Source organism: Paenibacillus odorifer (genome assembly GCF_000758725.1).
In the GTDB taxonomy this organism is placed as follows: domain Bacteria; phylum Bacillota; class Bacilli; order Paenibacillales; family Paenibacillaceae; genus Paenibacillus_AQ; species Paenibacillus_AQ odorifer.
The window spans coordinates 4,163,679-4,182,279 of the sequence record NZ_CP009428.1; the positions used below are offsets into that span (position 1 = coordinate 4,163,679).

An 18,601-nucleotide genomic window follows, 5' to 3' on the forward strand; every position below is an offset into this window, starting at 1 on the left:
GAAAATCACCCAATATAACCTTCTTCCGAAGGAATAGCGTCTCCAGAGTCCGAACCTACGCTCCAAGGGCTAAAAACTTGCAAATAACGTCCTCTAGGTCCGTTCCGTAAACATCAGAGGATAATAATGATTCGGCGGTGTTCGTAACTAACGGTCCATAATATAGAGCAGCGATTCTCCCATAACGGGAATCGCTGCTCTTTTATCTTTATTCCTCCGCTATTACCTGCCGATCCAGATTACGGTATTGCACAGCTTCCGCGAGATGTGCAGAAGAAATATCCTGTGCACCCTCTAGATCAGCTATGGTACGGGATAGCTTAATAATCCGATCATGCGCTCGCATGCTTAGACCTAAATCCTCCAAAATGTCATACAGCATTTGAGCACTCTCTCGGTTTAGGCTCGCATATTTCCGAAGGGAAGCACCGGAAAGTTCACTGTTCCATGAAATCGCAAGTCGTTTGTAACGTTTAGCTTGGATGGCCTGAGCAGCCAACACCTCCGCACGCATATCTGCTGACGATAAAACATGCCCCTGCCGATCCCATTCCTTCGGGCGGGGAACATCAACCTGTAAGTCGATCCGATCCAATAAAGGACCAGATATTTTTGCCCGATATTGGGCAATCCTGGCAGGACTACAGGTACAATTTTGCTGGGAGATACCGCTTCCAAAAAAGCCGCAGCTGCACGGATTCATCGATGCAGCGAGCATGAATTTGGCAGGAAAAGTAAAGGAAGCTCGGGCACGACTTATAGTAACCACCCCATCTTCGAGGGGCTGTCGCAGCACTTCAAGTACATTCCGGGAGAATTCTGGCAATTCATCCAGAAACAGAATACCTCGATGTGCAAGACTTACCTCACCTGGCTTGGGAATACCGCCCCCTCCAATTAATCCGGCAGAAGATATCGTGTGGTGTGGAGAACGAAATGGACGACTTCGCAGCAAACCGTTGTGTGCATCCTTCAAATTTCCAGCCGCACTAAAAATTTTGGTTACCTCAAGCGCCTCACTGTCCGACAATTGCGGAAGGATACTGGGAAGGCGTTTAATCAGCATCGTTTTGCCTGTGCCAGGTGGACCAATAAGCATAATATTATGCATCCCTGCAGCCGCGATAGTTAGTGCTCTTTTCACATGTTGCTGTCCAAGCACATCACTGTAATCATCCATTATTTCATTCGCTTCGGAAGAAGCAGCCTCAGAATCAGAATATATAGGGTTATATTTGAGATGCTCTACAGAAAGAACAAGCACCGGAGGTTGTTCTTTTGCCCCCGCCCCCATACTCACGGATACAGGAAAAGGAAGTAGTGATCCTTCAGATTCTTCTATAGGAACTAGCTTATCTATAATCGGACCAAAGCTGGCCACAGGTTCAGCAGCATTCACTAACGCTTGCAAATGGTTGAGGGTGTAAACATTCATGCCACTGATTAAAGCAGCTTCTGCCGCATTGCCCTGCGGGAGCAGAACGGCTTTAAACCCGCTTTTACGCGCTGCTTCAACCATCGGCAGCACACCCGATACCGGACGCAGACTGCCGTCGAGCGCAAGCTCTCCAATTAAAAGCATCTCTTGAGCTGAAGGCATAATCAACTGGCCACTAGTTATCAGTATGCCTAAAGCAATCGCTAGATCAAAAGCGGAACCTTCTTTACGCAGGTCAGCTGGGGCAAGATTGATCGTAATACGCTGCTGTGGATAGCGGTAACCGCAATTTTTAACGGCAGCCCTAACTCGTTCAACAGCCTCGCGAATTGCTGAATCTGGTAAGCCAATGATATTCGTCTGCGGCAATCCATTTGCAAGATCGATTTCCACACCAATCATTACCCCTTCAATCCCATACAGACACGCGCTAAACATTTTCCCATACATAATAAAAACACCTCATCTCCTGAAATACACCCTAATTTGGGGTGTCATAGCTTCAAGAAAAAAGGTGCTTCCTTATTTTCCAAATACATATTAGCTGTTAAGTACATTATAGAAGTTGTGTCCTAACGCAATCTGTGAGCAATTTATCTTTAGAATAAGAAATTCAAGTTTTACATAAAGGCGAAAGCGCATCTCTAAAGACCTACATCAATCTCCTTCTTTAACTACGACCGAGTCCCTAATCTGCTCAAAAGTCAACGGTTTATAGTTCCAATGCTCTACACAAATGTTAAAATGATTGTTTCCCTCATATTTTTGCCCATGAATATGGCCGTGCACATTTACGTAAGGCATATGTTTATTCATGTACATAGGCTCATGTGAGAGGAAAAAGAAATCCTTATAAATCAAAGGATATTCACTAACCTCATCAAAACCTGCCTCAAGCCACCAGCTTCGGCTGCGGCCGCGATCATGATTGCCAAGGATCAGGATTTTGTATCCATGCAGCCTGGCCACAATCGCACGAGTCGCCTCCTTATTTAAAAAAGAAAAGTCTCCCAAATGAAATACTTTATCGTCTGGATTCACTACCGAATTCCAACTTTCAATCATAACTTCATTCATTTGCTCTACATCGTTAAAGGGTCTGGATTCAAAATCAATGATCAACTTATGCCCAAAATGATGATCTGATGTAAAAAAAACCTTAGCCATGTGCACCCTCCTTTTAGTCCTATTCTAATGACAGTATGTATGAAAAAAGCTCCGACTACCCATAAACCCTAGGAAATTCGGAGCCCCGAGGACTTTTCCGCCTAATTTCTCACGAAATTATACGTATCATTCTATGTCATGAGGCGATGACGGAATACCTCTTTATTGTTAATGTTACTTTTCCCAGTCGCGCCGCTTACTCGAACGTTTATTAACATCACTCTGAATCAGTTCAGCTAAAGGAGGTGCCTCCTCATTGTCAATAAGCCAGCCACGCATCTCCTTGATCGCTTCCACCTGTCCATTGCCTTTGTCGCGCCATGTAAGCAGTTCAATAACTCTAATTACAAGCGCTAAGAGACTGCTATTGCTGTTTTGCGACTTTTCAGCCCGGATTTTTTGAAATAACGCTTCATTTTCCCAATCTATTAATATTTCCTCCGCTATAGTGGGCCGCATAACCGTGAAGGTCTTATTGCAATTATCGCAACAGACGACAGATATTGGCTCTGCTTTAAATTTCACTTCAATCTTCTGCTGGCAATATTGGCATGTAAAACTAACCTGCATTTCAGAAGGTTTATTCTTCACTAGACAGCCCTCCTCATGATGACATTAAAAAGTTACTCCTAATGTTTACCCATTTCTTTTGAGAAATGACCCACAGTGCGGAAGGTATGTAAAGACTTTTTTATCAGAACAGCAGTAAATTCATAAAGAATCGCATGAGAATATAGAGTTACTCTTAAAACGCCTCGCGAATATGACTAAGTGAAGCTAGGCTAAGATCGTCATTTAACAAGACGCTAATTACATCAAAAGAAACCCGCCGTTCCTCATAACCCTTCATATGCAAATAAACCTGTGTTGTATTCCGAACCTGGTTTATTTTGCGAGCATTCACCGATTCTTCTGGAGTTCCCTGAAGCAGCTCTCCACTGCGGCTACGAACTTCGACAACAACAATACAGTCTTCACGCTCCGCAATGATATCAAGCTCTCCAGTACGACAACGCCAATTCCGTTCCAATATCATATACCCGCTAGAAGATAGGTACTGCACAGCTCCGTTCTCTGCAGCAGTTCCTTTCTCTTTGCGGTTATAGTGTTTTCTTACATATGGCTCTTTCATTCTTGCCCCCGTTCACCAGCGGAACGATCGCTCTGATACACAAAGCTAAGGATTTCTGCCACCAGCTGATAGAGCTCAGACGGAATCTGTTGGTCCAGATCAAGCTTTGAAAGAACCTCCACGAGGGCTGCATCTTCCTGAACAGCAACCCCGCTCTCCTTAGCCTTTTGCAGAATAAGGTCTGCTATCGCGCCTTGTCCCTTGGCTACTACGACAGGAGCCTCGTTTTGTCCGGGACTATATTTGAGAGCGACCGCTTTTTTGAGCCCTTGTGAAATTGGCTGTACAGGCTCATTCATATACGGTAATCCACTCCTTTGTAAGCCTCAGGAACATAATCAACAAACTTATTAGTATTGGAACCAGCAAGCTCTTTAGGTAAATTCAATTCTGGCAAGGGTTCGGTTCTTAAACCTGATAATTGATAACCGATGGATTCTACTGCAGTTTTTATATCTTCACGCCGCGTCTCCAGCAGCTCAAGCACCCACGGATGATCATTATGAAGCTTAAGACTAACGATTCGATCTACAACCTGCACATCTACCAATGTCTGCCCTAGCTGCTTCATGTCCAAATCGAACCATAATCGACAGTTAGCTGCATCCAGCTCCCCTTTGCGGCCCCGCCTGGACTGGATATGGACCGATGCAGTTTCCTGCCCATCTGGACCTTGCAGCGGCAAGAACAGTGTAACCTGCGCGAAGGGAGCAGTCCGATCTGTATTCAGCAGCAGCTGTTGGCCTGTCAGCTGCTGCACTAGCCCGCTCGCGGCATCTTTTACCGCGGGCGGCACCTCGCTGCTGCTCATAAGCTGCAGCAGCACGCCCTTCAACGTGTCGGCAGCTTGCTCCCCGCCGACACTGCCTAGCGCGGCTGCAGCTGTCCCCGCTGCCACTCGCGCCGTCTCCGCGGCCGGCAAAGCGCCGCCGCGCACGGCCTGCTGCTCGTGCTCCGCACCGAGCAGCTTCAACACCCGCCCCACCCACGACTCCGCATCCGCGGGTGGGGCGGTGTCTGGCTGCACCGGCGAAGCCGCAGCAGCCGTGGTCTCCCCGCGCGGCGCTGCCGGCGCGGGGGCAGGATCTTGTCCCGCCGCGTCAGCGGGCGGGACGTTCGCGAGCTGCGGCATGCTGCCGCGCAGCTCGGTGAGCACGCTCTGCAGCTTCGCGAGCAGGGCAGCCCCGCTAGGCGCAGCAGCTTGGCTTGCTGCACCAGCTTGGTTTGCCGCAGCAGCTTGGCTATCTGCCCCAACTGATCCAGTGGCGCTTGTATTCGCGCCACTGACACTGCCCTGCGCTCTATCTTTATTTAGACTCATTTCATTGCCATGAGTTTCGCTCCCATTAGAACTATTTTGATTGTTTACAATCCCGTCCCCTTGCGTGTTAGCGGCACTACTCTGAGTCCCGGCAGCAATCGTAGAAGTTGTCTTCCCAGCCAAAGGTTCACCAGTATTTCCACTCTTCGAGAGCTGAACAACCTCACCAGCCTCTTCGGGCACCAGTGGCTTAGCAGTTACAATACCGGTTTCATTCTCAGGAGCTTCAGCTGTACTCGCAGCTGCACTTCCCGATATTTCTGATTTCACTGAATTCAAAGGAATTGCAGGTTCGTCAGAAATAACTCCGGCTCCCATTGCCCCTCCTGTTGCAGCAGCACTTCCGCTTGTAGTAGTAACACCAGTGCTACCTTCAGCAGGTTTACTTACAGGTTGTCCAGTCCCTTTAACCGCCACCTGGTCCATTTCCGCATCAGCATCACCTGCTGATACCGCTTCCCCGTTAATCACAGCGCCTGTACCTGTCGTTACAGGAGCATTCAGCTTTCCGGTTTGGGTACCCATTTCAGCTTTAGCTTCAGCTGTTGTTGTTTCTTCACCGGCGACTTGACCTGCCCAAATCATAATCTGTTCTTCGAGCGCTGACAAAAGCTGATGAAGCTGCGGACCAAAAACCGCCTGCTGCAATCCTTTCACACTTTCAGGGGTAACCGGCAGGCCCCGCTTTACAGAAATGACAGCTGCATCAAGCCACTCTGAGGTCGGCACGCCCGCAGGTTTCGCACTCATTACAGCATCCAGAATCGCCGCTGTCTCTTTGGTAAGTGGAATACCACCCGACTGCATCGCCAACACAATTTCCCGACCCGCTTTGGAGTCAGTAAGCCCAAGCGATTCCAACGCCTCGCCCATGTTTTGCGGGGTAGCTAACACCGTTTCGCCGAGGGAGACCGGCTTCAATACGGGCAATCCGCCTTCTCCGGGTGCTCCAACCTGCAAGTTCAGGGTCTCTCCTGGCAGTAGTGGTGTTTCCAACTCCGCACGAACAGGTGTACCTTGAATCTGCACAACGGCTTCTTTTCCCGAATCCGATACAGACAAAACAACACCACGTACAACTTGCCCTTCTTTTAATTCCAAAGACTTGGCCGCTCCCGGTTTATTATCCCCGAGCAATCCGCGGATCAATGTTCCGATATTCATACCGTTTCTCCTCCCTCCATTTTCTCTCTTCTTACTATATCGGTATTAATCCGACTTTTTTGAGCGGTGAATTTATCCAAGCTTAAGCGCCTTTGGCGTCTTTTATATTCTGATATTTCTAAAAAAGGGTTTGCTGTTCAGCAAGAATCTTCCCAATAAAGCTGCGCCGATGCATAGGTGTCGGACCTAACGCCGTAATTTGTTCCCTGTGAAGCTTGGTCGCATAACCTTTATGTATCGCAATCCCATAATCAGGGTATAATTCCTCCCACACCCCTTCACACAGTCTATCTCTTGTTACTTTAGCTATAATCGAAGCTGCCGCAATGGACTGGCTGTTAGCATCCCCTTTTATGATCGCCTGCTGCGGCAACGGAAGATCTACTTTTTCAGCATCGATTAACATATAGTCCGGGGTATGACTAAGACCTTCTACCGCTTTTTTCATCGCCAGACGAGAAGCCTGCTTAATATTAATTTCATCAATCATGCGGGAATCCACATAACCTACACCAATAGCTATCGCCTGCTCCATAATAATCTCGAATAAGGCATCTCTTTTTTTCGCTGTAAGCTTCTTAGAGTCGTTGACGCCATCAATAATAAGCCCTTCCGGCAAAATCACCGCTGCTGCAACAACATCCCCAAACAAACAACCTCTGCCTACTTCATCTACGCCGGCTATACGGCGATAAGACTGTTCCCAGCCCTCTTTTTCATAACTCAACATATCTATCGTACTCACGAATCTGTCACCGCCAATTATAATTTATTCTATAAACTACATAAGTCAGCTTACCATAGTAAAGCTCACATGGTCATGTACAAATAACCACTCCAATTTGATCCAAATCGGCAAAAAAAAGAGCCCCCGAAAAATTCCGGATGGCTCTTCCATACCCATTCATTTAAACGCCTTTAAGGTGTTTCCAGCGTAAAACGACCAAGCTTACCTGCCCGCAGCTCATGCAGCAAAGCACGTGAAGCTTTTTCCAGATCAACACGTCCACCGCTAATCAGACAACCGCGTTTGCGGCCCACGGCTTCCATAACTGCGACGATCTCATCAGGGTTCTCAAGATCCTCAGGAAGCTTCTCAATACCAAAGCGTTCTTGAAATCTGGAACCATAATCCTTCACCAAATACTTCACTGCATAAAAAGCAATGTCCTCAATGTTCAGGATTTCTTCTTTGATCGCACCCGTCACTGCCAAGCGGTAACCCACGTCTTGATCCTCAAACTTCGGCCATAAGATACCAGGAGTATCCAGAAGCTCCAGATTACCTCCTGTTTTAATCCACTGCTGGCCCTTAGTAACCCCCGGGCGGTCACCCGTAGCAGCGATACTCTTACCAGCCATTCGATTAATCAGCGTTGATTTACCGACGTTAGGAATACCGACGATCAATGCGCGCATAGCTCGTGGGTTCATTCCTCTTGCGATCTGCCGATCAATTTTTTCCTTCAGCAGCAGCTTGACCTGCTCCGGAATCTCCTTGACGCCTGTTCCAGTAGATGCATCCACAGGATGGGCAACATGCCCTTGTTCCTTAAAGTAAGCCAGCCACTTCCGAGTAATTTCCGGATCCGCCAGATCCGCTTTGTTCAAAATAATTAATCTCGGCTTGTCCCGCAAAATATCGTCAATCATCGGATTGCGGCTGGAAAGCGGCAGACGGGAATCGAGCAACTCTATAACAACATCAATCAGCTTCAGCTTATCCTCGATTTGCCGCCTAGCCTTCGTCATATGACCAGGAAACCAATGAATGGCCATTGCCGTCACCTCCTTTGACTTCTGTCAACTTAATGGTTAATCAGTGTAATATCTTTTATCGGCCAGAAGATTAAATCTGCACGACCCACAATATCACCCAGCGGCACATAGCCAATCATCCGGCTGTCTGTACTATCCGAGCGATTATCCCCCATAACGAAAATATGTCCTTCTGGTACAGTACCATCCGTGAATTTTTCATTTGGGAAATCTTTATTATTATACAGAGCGTTGTTACTATGCGCAGCATCAATAGCGCCTTGGATGTAAGTCTCGTTAACAACCTCACCGTTAACTGTAACTACATCTCCTTCTACTTTCACAGTATCTCCAGCCACACCAATTACACGTTTAATAAAATCTCTGCCTTCAGATGGCACGTGGAATACAATAACCTCACCCCGCTGCGGTGATCTTATATCGTATAAAATTTCATTAACGATAACACGTTCTCCCGTATGGAAATTAGGCTGCATGGAAGGTCCATCTACAATAAAAGGCTTGAATAAAAGCCAGCGAATCAGTATAACCAGAACTAAAGCAATCGCAATGGCCTTGACCCATTCCAGCACTTCATTTTTCTGTTTACGTGGGTTCTGCTCGCTTGATTCCAAAGTTTCGCTTTGTTCCTGCTGCATAGTTCACCGTCCTCTCTTAATACTACTCTTACTATACAACACAAAAAAACTCCTGCCAAAAACCCCTCCACAGAAACTCCTTCAGGAGGCCTTTTCGGAGAAGCTTATCCCCAAGCGTATATGTCACACGCATTGTATACCAAGCTAAAACGCCCTCAGCGTCCTTTTAAGGACGGTAAGCGTTTATGCGAGAAATTTAAGAATAATGTATAACGTAAAACTTATGCTTTTCTTATATTTTCAAAAAAAAATAAAGCGAAAGGGGCTTGAACTCAAGCCCCTCTCCTCTGTCACTATTCTAGCGACGAATTTCTTTAATTCTCGCTGCTTTACCACGTAGTTCACGAAGGTAATAAAGCTTAGCACGACGCACTTTACCACGACGAGCCACTTCGATTTTTTCGAGTTTAGGCGAGTTGATTGGGAATGTTCTTTCCACACCAACACCGTAAGAAATTTTACGAACCGTAAAAGTCTCACTGATTCCACCGCCACGACGTTTGATTACAACGCCTTCGAACAACTGGATACGCTCACGAGTTCCCTCGATAACTTTTACATGCACCTTCAAAGTGTCACCCGGACGAAAACTAGGGATATCTTTACGAAGTTGCTCTTGCGTAATAGCTTGTAGGATATTCATTAAGGACTTCCTCCTTCCGTACAGGTGTTCTTGCCTCTTCCGGAGAGATCTGAGCTCTCCCTCATTATCCGCAGCGGACCACCGTATTCCACACAACAGAGTTAATAATATCATAAAGGACGGGCTAATACAACTTATTTTTCTATTTTATAACGGCAACATATCTCTTTTTTTTGCCTTAGACTGGCAGTCTTTACACAAGCCGACCACGGTTCCGTTGTCTTGAGCATAGAAGATCAACTTTCCATTCTTCTTCTTGCAAGAAGAGCAAGGCTGCTCCCCTGGACTCTGTTTGGCTTTGCGATGACTGTCCATTGAGATCACATTACTGCTAGTGGTGCGCAAAGGATTGCTTGAGCTGCTTGTTTTCTTTTTCTGAGCTATATAATACACAACACCCAGCGCTAGCAAGGCAAGCAAAATAACTACATATTGCATCTGGCTCCCTCCGCTCTTCATGATTTAATTGAGGTAAGAAAATAAAAAGACCGCCCTGTGATGCAAGTAAGGCAACGGTCTATATCGTATTCGCAAACTAGCCCTAGCACATCTCACTTTAAAAAGCGCTTTTCAGTAGCTGCTGAAGATTATATATGAGAGCATCTTCGCTCTTTTTATATGTATCCTTACCCATTTTAATGTCAGCGTAAGATCTATATTACATTTTAGCACAATTGAAATTTGAAGTGTAGTGAACACTTTTTAAATACCTAGTCTTTGGTCCAGTATATTAACCCGTCTACAGCCGTTTTTACAATAAATCCCCGTAGGCTATACTTACAGAAGTACGTACATAACGTAGCGCTTAGGGAAAAACACATATACCCAAAAATAAGGAGGATTTTATTCAATGAAAAAGAGTAATACAACTAGCGTAATGGCAGCTGTAGCCGTCTTGTCCATCGTACTTCTGGCAGGATGCACAGAGTTACCGGGTAGGCAATCCGCTAATAACGAACTAGGAAAGAATATTACTGAAGATGTGCAGCAAAATATTGGTGAGGCTGTGAAGCAAGAGTTAGGTAAAGCCGCTGCAAGCGTGGAGCAAGCCGTTCAGGATACAGCTACCAAGGTGGTCGACGAAGTTAAAGCAAACAGCATTAGCAAAGAACTATCCTTATCAAAAGAGATCGGCTCTGCTTCAGTGCTTAGCATGAACAATGCAGTGGGAGAAATTGAAGTTACATCAACTACGGGTGATCAAATTAATGTAAGTGCAACAATCTTAGCTCATAACGGCTCTGCCCATAAAGCTGACCGTCAGAAAATCTTGGATGACGCTGAGATTTCAATAGACGTTAGTGGCGATACTTTGAAGGTATCTACAAATTCCAAATCAAATCCGAAGAAGGATTTATGGACTTGGGCTCAAGATAAATACGGCTATTCGGATTTTAGTATTAACTATACTATAGAGATCCCCACCAGTATGGATGAATATCAAATCACCAATAATGTCGGACAAATTCGTCTCCGCAATCTGGACGGAAACTACCGCATCGTCAGCAACGTTGGAGCTATTGATATCGAAGGAGCGAACATCACCGGTAAGTCCACTCTAGAGTCTAATACAGGAAGCATACGCATGGATATAGCCGGAATGAAGAGTGATAGCCGCCTTAAAGCGACAACAAATGTGGGTAGCCTCAATGCTGTTCTAGCCGATGGCGTGAAATGTAGCTTGGTGGCTAAAAGTGATCTAGGTCAGATCACCGGGGTTGAGGGTGGCAAACGTGATGTTAACGGAGGAGGTCCATTGTTGTCCTTAAGCTCTGATATAGGCGCAATTACAGTAGAGTAACCAACCACTAATAAACAGACCGTCCGGATGAGCGGACGGTCTGTTTTTGCATCATCATGATTAAATTAATGCAATAGCCAACAGCGTGAACAAGCTGAGAGTTAAAATATTGTCTGCAGCATAAGGGTAACCAAAAAATGCAGAAGTCTGCACAGGTCCATTTGATCCTGTTCTTAAGTAAACATTATATCTGTCCACATCTGTAATCACACCTTCATGCTGTCTGCCATCAGTAGTCAGGATACGTACCCTTCTATTCTTACAACGTAAGCAATTATAATAAGCCTCCACTAGTGTACTCCTCCTCATTCGTAATGATATACTCTATGGTGAGGAGTACAGGTCGGTAACGGCTAAGTTACATAGGTCATTTGTTTGCATCGATATTTACTTTCCGTTCTCTGCATTTTTTGTATTCCCAAAGGTTATATATAAGGAAAGACATATTTTCGGCTTGTTATCCGTACCATCCTATCCATTCAAGGAGGCCAATCGAATGAATGTAGCACGTAAACAGTTTATTAAGGAAGGCGTACTGCGTATTACCATCTTTATTATTTTATCATCGCTTACCTATACCGTTCGCAACTATGCATGGGCAGTTACTGTTCTCGTATGTTTTGCGCTTTACGCTCTACTTACAGGAGTATATCGCCTCTTTCGCAAAGAGTAGAATGCGCCTCCACGAATTTTTATAGTTAACCAAACACCCCCTTTCCAAAGAGTTTTTAATTTTCCTTGAAGAGGGGGTGTTTACATTCTGATCAGAGTCACAGGGTTTGACCTCTCTTAGTAGGAACAATAAAACCATTAGATGTAGTGAACTTTCGTTCGCTATACTCTAATGGTTTTATTGGACTTGCTTATTCATACTTAATTATTAATCTTATATGTTCAAGCTTTAAAGGGCGAATGGGAATTACGATTTGCGATTTGTATAATAATCGATAATATCATTCACGGTGCGGAGCGGCTCCGCTTCTTTGTGGATCGTGTCCACGCTAGGCTTGAATTCTTCACGCGTCTTCGTAGTCACTTCAGTTCATTCCTTTCAATAGTTAAGCTTGCTGCATCGTAAGCTGCATATAGTATTACGCCACCTCTATCTATTACCCCAAATAGAAGAGTTCAACGCACCTATGCTCATTTGTTTTGGAAATTACGCAAAAAAAATACGAGATTATAGCCCTTCTTATATTTAAGTAAACATAACAAAAACGCCTCCTTAACGTAAGATACGTTAAAAAGACGTAAAATATGCCTGTTTTATTAAAATTTTACTCCGGCTTGATTTCATTTTTCAGACGTTCCAGTGTTTTCTTGTCTTTCAACGTTAGTTCTGCACTTTCGAGCAAATCAGGTCTACGTTCAAATGTACGCTGTAACGCTTGCTCTCTTCGCCATACTTCGATGTTGGCATGATGGCCACTCAGCAACATATCTGGTACCTTCCAGCCCCGAAATTCAGCTGGCCGAGTGTAGTGGGGATATTCCAACAGCCCTGTACTGAACGAATCCGTGATCGCAGAGGTTTCATTTCCAAGCGCTCCTGGCTGTAGCCGAACTACTGAATCAATAACCGTCAGTGCCGGTAGTTCTCCACCCGTTAGCACGTAATCGCCAATCGACAGTTCATCTGTAACCAGATGCTCCCGTATCCGCTCATCGTAGCCCTCATAATGACCACATATAAAGATTAGATGCTGCTCTTGTGCCAGTTCCTCAGCAATCTTCTGATTATACGTCTTTCCTTGCGGGCACATAAGAATGATGCGCGGCTTCACAGAGTAAGGCGTCGGGACTGCAGATTCAGAACCATTCTCCAAAGGACTAGCCTCGATCCCCAATACATGTTCTACCGCTGCAAAGATCGGGTCAGGCTTCAGTACCATGCCCCCGCCCCCGCCATACGGTGTATCATCTACACTGTTATGCTTATTTCCTGAGAAATCACGAAAGTTCACAGCATTCAAAGATACAATCCCTTTTTCGCGTGCCTTACCAAGAATGCTTGTGCTAAATACGCCTTCGCACATCTCCGGAAAGAGCGTTAGCACATCAATTCTGATCATGGCAGTAGTCCTTCCATTAAGTGAACCGTAATTCGTTTGGCCTCAATGTCCACGTTCAGCACTACATCGTTAATTACAGGGATAAGGATGTCTTGCCCTTTAGCAGGCTTAACAACCCACACGTCATTTGCACCTGGCTGTAAAATTTCCGTAATTGTGCCAAGCGGTTCATTTCCAGCATCATCCGTATAAACTTCACAGCCAACGATTTGGTGGAAGTAGTATTCGTTCTCTGGCAGATCAACCAGATCATTACTTGGTACCTTAAGCAAACTTCCCTTATACTTTTCCACTTCGTTAATATTGGTATATCCCTTAAGCTTAACGATAAACATACCCTTATGCTCTCGAGCGGATTCTACAGTCACTTCAAATTTTGCACTGCCATCCGCAGGGATGACGAACAGCTTCTTGTCTTTAGCGAAACGAACCTCAGGAAAATCGGTATGGGATAATACTTTAATCTCCCCGCGAATTCCATGCGTATTCACAAGCCGGCCTACGGTTAATTCTTCCGTCATATAACCCTCTCCTTTACAAGCTTCATCTATATATTTGAACAAAAAGGAGCCGGGATATACTATCCCTAGCCCCTCATTGTACGCATTATTTAAGATAAAATATCTACAGTTACGCGTTTATCGCTCTTGACTGCTGCAGATGTGACTACTGTACGGAGCGCCTTGGCGATCCTGCCTTGCTTGCCGATGACCTTTCCTACATCATCTGGATGTACGGACAGCTCATAGACAATCAAGTGTTCTTTCTCCACAGCCCGTACCGTCACATCTTCTGGATGATCCACTAAAGCCTTAGCAATTACTCCAACTAATTCTTCCATAGAGGACCCTCGCAATCAGTCATTATTTCTGTTGCTTAAGCTCATGAAACTTCTTCATCACGCCTGCTTTGGAAAGCAAGTTGCGGACGGTATCAGATGCTTGCGCACCTGTTTGAAGCCATTTAAGAGCTTTTTCCTCATCGATCTTAACTACTGCCGGTTGTTCAATCGGATTATAATAACCGATTTCCTCGATAAAACGACCGTCACGAGGGGACCGGGAATCGGAAACCACTACACGATAGAAAGGCGCTTTATGCGCTCCCATTCTTTTTAGACGAATACGTACTGCCACGAAAAATCACCTCCTTATAATAGTTTCCAACATTAGTTGGACAGACATTCAAGATCATTTAAAAGGGAATTTCAGCCCTTTTCCACCACCAAGACCTTTAAGCTGCTTCATGGCATTTTTCTTGGAGGCTTTGCCGCCTCCGCCCATCATGCCGGAGAATTGCTTCATCATCTTACGCATCTCATCAAATTGTTTGATGAGGCGGTTGACCTCAGCGACTGAGGTTCCGCTGCCGGTTGCGATACGCTTGCGGCGGTTATGGTTAATGATCTCAGGCTGTTGCTTCTCCGCCTTAGTCATAGAATGAACTATGGCTTCAACGCGTCCCATTTGCTTATCGTCGACCTTTAAATCTTTAATGCCCTTGGCTTTGTTCATACCCGGAAGCATATCAAGAATTTGATCGATAGGGCCTAGCTTCTTCACCTGATCCATTTGCTCAAGGAAATCATCGAACGTAAACTCTGCATTACGCATCTTACGTTCCATTTCTTTAGCCTTGTCAGTATCAATGTTCGCCTGGGCTTTCTCAATCAGCGACAGCATGTCGCCCATACCCAGAATCCGCGAAGCCATACGTTCCGGATGGAACGGCTCCAGCGCGTCGATCTTCTCCCCTAAAGCGGCGAATTTGATCGGGCAACCGGTAACAGCTTTTACTGACAGTGCAGCACCACCACGGCTGTCGCCGTCGAGTTTCGTCAATACGACCCCTGTAAGCTCAAGCTGCTTATTAAAGCTCTCGGCTACATTCACGGCGTCTTGACCTGTCATAGCATCTACTACAAGAAGTACTTCATCAGGATTTACAACATTGTGAATCTGCTTGAGTTCTTCCATTAGTTCTTCATCAATATGCAGGCGGCCCGCAGTATCGATAATAACATAATCCAGTCCGTTATCCTTCGCATGTTGTACAGCTTGTCTGGAAATTTCTACCGGACTAGTCTGATCACCCAGCGAGAATACCGGAACCTTAATCTGTTCTCCCAGCACTTGCAGCTGCTTGATAGCAGCAGGCCGGTAAATATCTCCCGCAACCAGGAGCGGACGATGATTGCCCTTCTGTAACAGCTTAGCTAGCTTACCCGAAGTGGTTGTCTTACCAGCCCCTTGTAGACCCGCCATCATAATGACGGTCGGCGGCTTGTTCGACTTGGCCAGCTTCGCTTGGCTTCCGCCCATCAGCTCGGTTAGTTCCTTGTTGACGATGTCGATAATTACCATGCCAGGCGTAAAGCTGTCCATGACTTCCTTGCCGATGGACTTTTCTTTCACCTTAGCTACGAATTCTTTAACTACCTTGAAGTTAACATCGGCTTCCAGAAGGGCTAACCGCACTTCACGCATAGCTTCGTTTACGTCTTCTTCGGATACTTTACCTTTCCCGCGTAGCTTGCTGAACACATTCTGCAATCTTCCGGTTAAACCTTCAAACGCCATATGCAGATTTCTCCCTTCATGCTACTCTAACCTCTGCAAGCGATCCACGATCTCCGCGAACCGAAGTTTATATTGCTCAGGCAGCATCCCATTCTCCGGCAGTCTGCGCAGCTCTTCTAAATATTTAGTACGACTCTCATGTTTCACTAATAATCCAAGTTTTTCTTCATAATTCTCAAGGACTTGCTCAGCCCGCTTAATATGCTCATAAACAGCTTGGCGGCTGATTTCAAATTCAGCGGCGATTTCTCCCAAGGAAAAATCATCGTGAAAATAATATTTAAGAAACGTTTGCTGCTTATCTGTAAGCAGTCGTTCATAGAAGGCAAAAAGCAAATTGATACGATTCGTTTTCTCGAGCCTATTCTCCTGACTCATTAAGGACAACCCCTTCGTCAAGGAAAAACACTTTACACCTTCACAACGTCCCTTATGATACCTAAAAGAAAGAGAGATGTCAAGCACTTTTGCTTGTCATCTCTTTCTTTATTAAAAATCCATATTTTCCGCGATAAATCCGCTTGAAATTATTGGATTGGCAGTACATAAATCAATATGGCGAAGAAATGTGTGACACTGCCTGCAAGAACAAATACATGCCAGATCGCGTGATGGAACGGAAACCCTCTCCACACATAAAAAACTGTGCCTAGAGTATAAAGCACTCCGCCAGCCATCAGCAGAATCATACCACCGTCCGCTACAACTGCCGAAAGAGGATTCCAGGCGATAACAATCAGCCAACCCATAGCAATGTAGAATACCGTAGACATGAACAAAAACTTTTTAACAAAAAACGCTTTGAAGAAAACGCCAAATACTGCGATCCCCCAAATGACTCCAAATAAACTCCAGCCAAGTGTTCCCCGAATAGCTACTAGCAAAAAGGGAGTGTACGTGCCTGCGATAAACAGATAAATAGAGGAGTGATCGAAAAATTCGAACAAATCCTTCGCCTTGCCCTCTTTGAGACTATGCACAAGTGTTGAATTGAGATACAGAAGCAGCATTGTCGTTCCATAAATGGAGAAGCTGACCACATGCCATGCCGTTCCTTTCAGACTTGCAAAAACAACAAGCAGGACAAGTGCAGCGACGCTTAATACAGCTCCGATCCCGTGCGTAATCGCATTCGCGACTTCTTCTCTCCGGGTGTAGGTGTGAGTATTTGCCATATCCATATCCTTCCGTCTAAGCTTTCTTTCTATTATACCACGCGGACCTCACTGGATTACAGTTTGTAAATCTCCGTGTATTTCTCCTCCAAATAATCAGCCAGATAATCTGGACTGAGCGGCTCACCTGTTACTTGTTCGATAATTTGCGAAGGGGTCAGGCTTTTTCCGAAACGGTAGATTTTTTCTGTTAACCATTCTTTAATCGGCAAAAGATTTCCCGCAGCAATCAATTCATCGTAGTTCGGCAGCTCCTTGCGGAGTGTATTCAAGATTTGAGCGGCATACATATTTCCCAAAGAGTAGGATGCAAAATATCCGAAGTCTCCACCGGACCAGTGCACGTCCTGCAATACACCAAGCGCATCATTAGGCGGTGTAATACCTAAATATTCTTGATATTTAGCATTCCATACCTGAGGCAGATCTTTGACAGATAGACCTTCATTAAAAATAAGCTTTTCGATCTCGTAACGCACAATAATGTGCAGATTGTATGTAAGCTCATCTGCTTCAATTCGGATGAATGAATTTTCCACACTGTTAATAGCCCGGTAGAAATCCTCTACATCTACATTAGCAAGCTGCTCTGGGAAATGCTGCTGTAGATCACCGTAATAACGTTGCCAGAACGCACGGCTGCGGCCGATCATATTCTCCCATAGTCTCGACTGAGATTCATGAATCCCCATCGATGCGCCTTGAGCCAGTGGTGTTCCCACTAAATCTTGGCTGATATTTTGTTCGTAAAGCGCATGTCCACCTTCATGCAGTGAACTGAAAACGGCACTAGTCACGTTATCAAGTAAATAAGCGGTCGTAATACGAACGTCACCTGGATTCAGCCCTGTAGCAAAAGGATGCACACTCTCATCCAAGCGGCCTGCGTCGAAGTCATAGCCCATTTGCTTCAGAATAAAGTTACCAAACTTTTGTTGCTGCTCTTTAGGGAAAATCTGCTGCAAGAAGCTGGTATCAGGTTTATTAGGTGAAGCAGCGATAGCTTCCACTAACGGAACCAAGCGGCTGCGGAGGCGACTGAACACTTCATCCACCTTCTCTACCGTGAGATCAGGCTCATACATATCTAGTAGCGTATCGTAACGTGTGCCATTTACACCCCAATAATCGATGAACTCTTGTTTCAGAGCTACGATTTTGCTCAAATAAGGTTCAAATGTAGCGAAATCATTATTCTCCTTAGCTTCTTCCCAGATCGTTTGGGAATGAGCAGACAGGACAGCGTACTCTTCGAATCTTTTGGAAGGAATACTCTTACTGCGCTCATACTCTTTGCGGCAATCGTTGACGATCTTTTGTTGATTAGCTGTAAGCTGGCTCAACACTTCTGGACGGCTGAAAAATGCTGTAAAGTCACCCATCTCCTGTGAAATCTCAAGTCTGAACAATTCTCCACTCAGCATCCCAATCGTACCGGAACGAACTTCTACTCCCTTACGCGGTGCACCTGTGCGCAAATCCCAGTGCATTAATTCTATGGCCTCTGAATATCCACTAATTTTTGCCAATAACTCGCTGAATTGTTCCCATCGTTCCTTTACTTGTTGTTCCATTCTACTCCACCTGCTTTCTCTGTTTTACAGACTCCTCTTGATGATACTTTTTTGAATGAGTATAATCAACTTCAGAGATTACATCTCTAATTTTAAATATTTAATGAGTTACATAAGA

At 45.3% G+C, this 18,601-nt stretch carries 22 protein-coding genes; 2 read left to right on the top strand and 20 right to left on the bottom strand.

The annotated features are described in order from the left end of the window. Nucleotides 1-208: 208 nt before the first annotated feature. The 11 genes from PODO_RS18095 to PODO_RS18145 form a co-directional block, all read right to left on the bottom strand. Nucleotides 209-1,888: a YifB family Mg chelatase-like AAA ATPase gene (locus tag PODO_RS18095; protein WP_038571987.1), complete on the bottom strand. Its 1,680-nt coding sequence runs from the start codon at nucleotides 1,886-1,888 to the stop codon at nucleotides 209-211. A gap of 207 nt (nucleotides 1,889-2,095) precedes the next feature. Then, nucleotides 2,096-2,605 carry a metallophosphoesterase gene (locus PODO_RS18100; RefSeq protein WP_036688580.1) on the bottom strand — a complete coding sequence of 170 codons (510 nt, stop codon included), beginning with the start codon at nucleotides 2,603-2,605 and terminating at the stop codon, nucleotides 2,096-2,098. A 174-nt stretch (nucleotides 2,606-2,779) separates the two neighbouring features. Next, a complete protein-coding gene (locus PODO_RS18105) occupies nucleotides 2,780-3,196 on the bottom strand; it encodes a hypothetical protein (RefSeq protein WP_051491578.1) in 417 nt (138 codons plus the stop codon). A gap of 154 nt (nucleotides 3,197-3,350) precedes the next feature. Further along, nucleotides 3,351-3,737: a YraN family protein gene (locus PODO_RS18110; protein ID WP_038571990.1), complete on the bottom strand. Its 387-nt coding sequence runs from the start codon at nucleotides 3,735-3,737 to the stop codon at nucleotides 3,351-3,353. Continuing rightward, nucleotides 3,734-4,036, bottom strand: a complete 303-nt coding sequence (locus tag PODO_RS18115) for an EscU/YscU/HrcU family type III secretion system export apparatus switch protein (RefSeq protein WP_038571992.1) — start codon at nucleotides 4,034-4,036, stop codon at nucleotides 3,734-3,736. The genes PODO_RS18110 and PODO_RS18115 overlap by 4 nt, the downstream gene beginning before the upstream one ends. Then, complete coding sequence (locus PODO_RS18120; protein ID WP_038571994.1) at nucleotides 4,033-6,222, bottom strand: flagellar hook-length control protein FliK; 2,190 nt, start codon at nucleotides 6,220-6,222, stop codon at nucleotides 4,033-4,035. Before PODO_RS18120 ends, PODO_RS18115 begins: the two co-directional genes overlap by 4 nt. 118 nt (nucleotides 6,223-6,340) lie before the next feature. Further along, entirely contained in the window at nucleotides 6,341-6,952 is a 612-nt protein-coding gene (locus tag PODO_RS18125) for a ribonuclease HII (RefSeq protein WP_076100429.1), read from the bottom strand. A 188-nt stretch (nucleotides 6,953-7,140) separates the two neighbouring features. Next, nucleotides 7,141-8,001, bottom strand: a complete 861-nt coding sequence (ylqF, locus tag PODO_RS18130; RefSeq protein ID WP_036688587.1) for a ribosome biogenesis GTPase YlqF — start codon at nucleotides 7,999-8,001, stop codon at nucleotides 7,141-7,143. A gap of 29 nt (nucleotides 8,002-8,030) precedes the next feature. Then, nucleotides 8,031-8,639, bottom strand: a complete 609-nt coding sequence (gene lepB, locus PODO_RS18135) for a signal peptidase I (RefSeq protein ID WP_036688589.1) — start codon at nucleotides 8,637-8,639, stop codon at nucleotides 8,031-8,033. A gap of 298 nt (nucleotides 8,640-8,937) precedes the next feature. Next, complete coding sequence (gene rplS, locus PODO_RS18140) at nucleotides 8,938-9,282, bottom strand: 50S ribosomal protein L19 (protein ID WP_036688590.1); 345 nt, start codon at nucleotides 9,280-9,282, stop codon at nucleotides 8,938-8,940. A 147-nt stretch (nucleotides 9,283-9,429) separates the two neighbouring features. Continuing rightward, nucleotides 9,430-9,720, bottom strand: a complete 291-nt coding sequence (locus PODO_RS18145) for a hypothetical protein (protein ID WP_038571998.1) — start codon at nucleotides 9,718-9,720, stop codon at nucleotides 9,430-9,432. Nucleotides 9,721-10,132: 412 nt separating this feature from the next. Here PODO_RS18145 and PODO_RS18150 point away from each other — a divergent pair, with 412 nt between their 5' ends. Then, complete coding sequence (locus PODO_RS18150; protein WP_038572002.1) at nucleotides 10,133-11,083, top strand: hypothetical protein; 951 nt, start codon at nucleotides 10,133-10,135, stop codon at nucleotides 11,081-11,083. A gap of 60 nt (nucleotides 11,084-11,143) precedes the next feature. Here PODO_RS18150 and PODO_RS18155 read toward each other — a convergent pair whose 3' ends face one another. Beyond that, nucleotides 11,144-11,374, bottom strand: coding sequence for a hypothetical protein (locus PODO_RS18155; RefSeq protein WP_036688596.1), 231 nt, complete (start codon nucleotides 11,372-11,374; stop codon nucleotides 11,144-11,146). A 205-nt stretch (nucleotides 11,375-11,579) separates the two neighbouring features. On the opposite strand from PODO_RS18155, the gene PODO_RS31155 reads away from it, so the two are divergent. Beyond that, nucleotides 11,580-11,756 (top strand): hypothetical protein, encoded by a 177-nt coding sequence (locus PODO_RS31155; protein WP_155288145.1) that lies wholly within the window; start codon nucleotides 11,580-11,582, stop codon nucleotides 11,754-11,756. A gap of 604 nt (nucleotides 11,757-12,360) precedes the next feature. Here the strand turns inward: PODO_RS31155 and trmD are convergent. From trmD to PODO_RS18195, 8 genes are all read right to left on the bottom strand, one after another. Then, nucleotides 12,361-13,152 (bottom strand): tRNA (guanosine(37)-N1)-methyltransferase TrmD, encoded by a 792-nt coding sequence (gene trmD, locus PODO_RS18160; protein WP_038574590.1) that lies wholly within the window; start codon nucleotides 13,150-13,152, stop codon nucleotides 12,361-12,363. Beyond that, nucleotides 13,152-13,676, bottom strand: coding sequence for a ribosome maturation factor RimM (gene rimM / locus PODO_RS18165; RefSeq protein WP_038572005.1), 525 nt, complete (start codon nucleotides 13,674-13,676; stop codon nucleotides 13,152-13,154). The genes trmD and rimM overlap by 1 nt, the downstream gene beginning before the upstream one ends. A gap of 89 nt (nucleotides 13,677-13,765) precedes the next feature. Further along, nucleotides 13,766-13,996 carry a KH domain-containing protein gene (locus PODO_RS18170; RefSeq protein ID WP_036688600.1) on the bottom strand — a complete coding sequence of 77 codons (231 nt, stop codon included), beginning with the start codon at nucleotides 13,994-13,996 and terminating at the stop codon, nucleotides 13,766-13,768. Nucleotides 13,997-14,018: 22 nt separating this feature from the next. Further along, nucleotides 14,019-14,291, bottom strand: coding sequence for a 30S ribosomal protein S16 (gene rpsP, locus PODO_RS18175; RefSeq protein WP_036688604.1), 273 nt, complete (start codon nucleotides 14,289-14,291; stop codon nucleotides 14,019-14,021). A 54-nt stretch (nucleotides 14,292-14,345) separates the two neighbouring features. After that, nucleotides 14,346-15,734, bottom strand: coding sequence for a signal recognition particle protein (gene ffh / locus PODO_RS18180; protein WP_038572007.1), 1,389 nt, complete (start codon nucleotides 15,732-15,734; stop codon nucleotides 14,346-14,348). Between the two features lie 21 nt (nucleotides 15,735-15,755). Further along, complete coding sequence (gene ylxM, locus PODO_RS18185; protein ID WP_036688609.1) at nucleotides 15,756-16,112, bottom strand: YlxM family DNA-binding protein; 357 nt, start codon at nucleotides 16,110-16,112, stop codon at nucleotides 15,756-15,758. A 149-nt stretch (nucleotides 16,113-16,261) separates the two neighbouring features. After that, nucleotides 16,262-16,909 (bottom strand): PAQR family membrane homeostasis protein TrhA, encoded by a 648-nt coding sequence (gene trhA, locus PODO_RS18190; protein ID WP_036688612.1) that lies wholly within the window; start codon nucleotides 16,907-16,909, stop codon nucleotides 16,262-16,264. A 56-nt stretch (nucleotides 16,910-16,965) separates the two neighbouring features. Further along, the gene (locus PODO_RS18195; RefSeq protein WP_036688614.1) at nucleotides 16,966-18,483 is read right to left on the bottom strand and encodes a carboxypeptidase M32; all 1,518 of its coding nucleotides are present in this window, start codon (nucleotides 18,481-18,483) and stop codon (nucleotides 16,966-16,968) included. Nucleotides 18,484-18,601: the final 118 nt, after the last annotated feature.

What these genes read in the sequence shown, in the direction of transcription:
- PODO_RS18095 (WP_038571987.1), bottom strand. Translation starts at nt 1,888, where the DNA reads ATGTATGGGAAAATGTTTAGCGCGTGTCTGTATGGGATTGAAGGGGTA.
- PODO_RS18100 (WP_036688580.1), bottom strand. Translation starts at nt 2,605, where the DNA reads ATGGCTAAGGTTTTTTTTACATCAGATCATCATTTTGGGCATAAGTTG.
- PODO_RS18110 (WP_038571990.1), bottom strand. Translation starts at nt 3,737, where the DNA reads ATGAAAGAGCCATATGTAAGAAAACACTATAACCGCAAAGAGAAAGGA.
- PODO_RS18115 (WP_038571992.1), bottom strand. Translation starts at nt 4,036, where the DNA reads ATGAATGAGCCTGTACAGCCAATTTCACAAGGGCTCAAAAAAGCGGTC.
- PODO_RS18120 (WP_038571994.1), bottom strand. Translation starts at nt 6,222, where the DNA reads ATGAATATCGGAACATTGATCCGCGGATTGCTCGGGGATAATAAACCG.
- PODO_RS18125 (WP_076100429.1), bottom strand. Translation starts at nt 6,952, where the DNA reads ATGTTGAGTTATGAAAAAGAGGGCTGGGAACAGTCTTATCGCCGTATA.
- ylqF (WP_036688587.1), bottom strand. Translation starts at nt 8,001, where the DNA reads ATGGCCATTCATTGGTTTCCTGGTCATATGACGAAGGCTAGGCGGCAA.
- lepB (WP_036688589.1), bottom strand. Translation starts at nt 8,639, where the DNA reads ATGCAGCAGGAACAAAGCGAAACTTTGGAATCAAGCGAGCAGAACCCA.
- rplS (WP_036688590.1), bottom strand. Translation starts at nt 9,282, where the DNA reads ATGAATATCCTACAAGCTATTACGCAAGAGCAACTTCGTAAAGATATC.
- PODO_RS18145 (WP_038571998.1), bottom strand. Translation starts at nt 9,720, where the DNA reads ATGCAATATGTAGTTATTTTGCTTGCCTTGCTAGCGCTGGGTGTTGTG.
- PODO_RS18150 (WP_038572002.1), top strand. Translation starts at nt 10,133, where the DNA reads ATGAAAAAGAGTAATACAACTAGCGTAATGGCAGCTGTAGCCGTCTTG.
- PODO_RS31155 (WP_155288145.1), top strand. Translation starts at nt 11,580, where the DNA reads ATGAATGTAGCACGTAAACAGTTTATTAAGGAAGGCGTACTGCGTATT.
- rimM (WP_038572005.1), bottom strand. Translation starts at nt 13,676, where the DNA reads ATGACGGAAGAATTAACCGTAGGCCGGCTTGTGAATACGCATGGAATT.
- PODO_RS18170 (WP_036688600.1), bottom strand. Translation starts at nt 13,996, where the DNA reads ATGGAAGAATTAGTTGGAGTAATTGCTAAGGCTTTAGTGGATCATCCA.
- ffh (WP_038572007.1), bottom strand. Translation starts at nt 15,734, where the DNA reads ATGGCGTTTGAAGGTTTAACCGGAAGATTGCAGAATGTGTTCAGCAAG.
- ylxM (WP_036688609.1), bottom strand. Translation starts at nt 16,112, where the DNA reads ATGAGTCAGGAGAATAGGCTCGAGAAAACGAATCGTATCAATTTGCTT.
- trhA (WP_036688612.1), bottom strand. Translation starts at nt 16,909, where the DNA reads ATGGCAAATACTCACACCTACACCCGGAGAGAAGAAGTCGCGAATGCG.
- PODO_RS18195 (WP_036688614.1), bottom strand. Translation starts at nt 18,483, where the DNA reads ATGGAACAACAAGTAAAGGAACGATGGGAACAATTCAGCGAGTTATTG.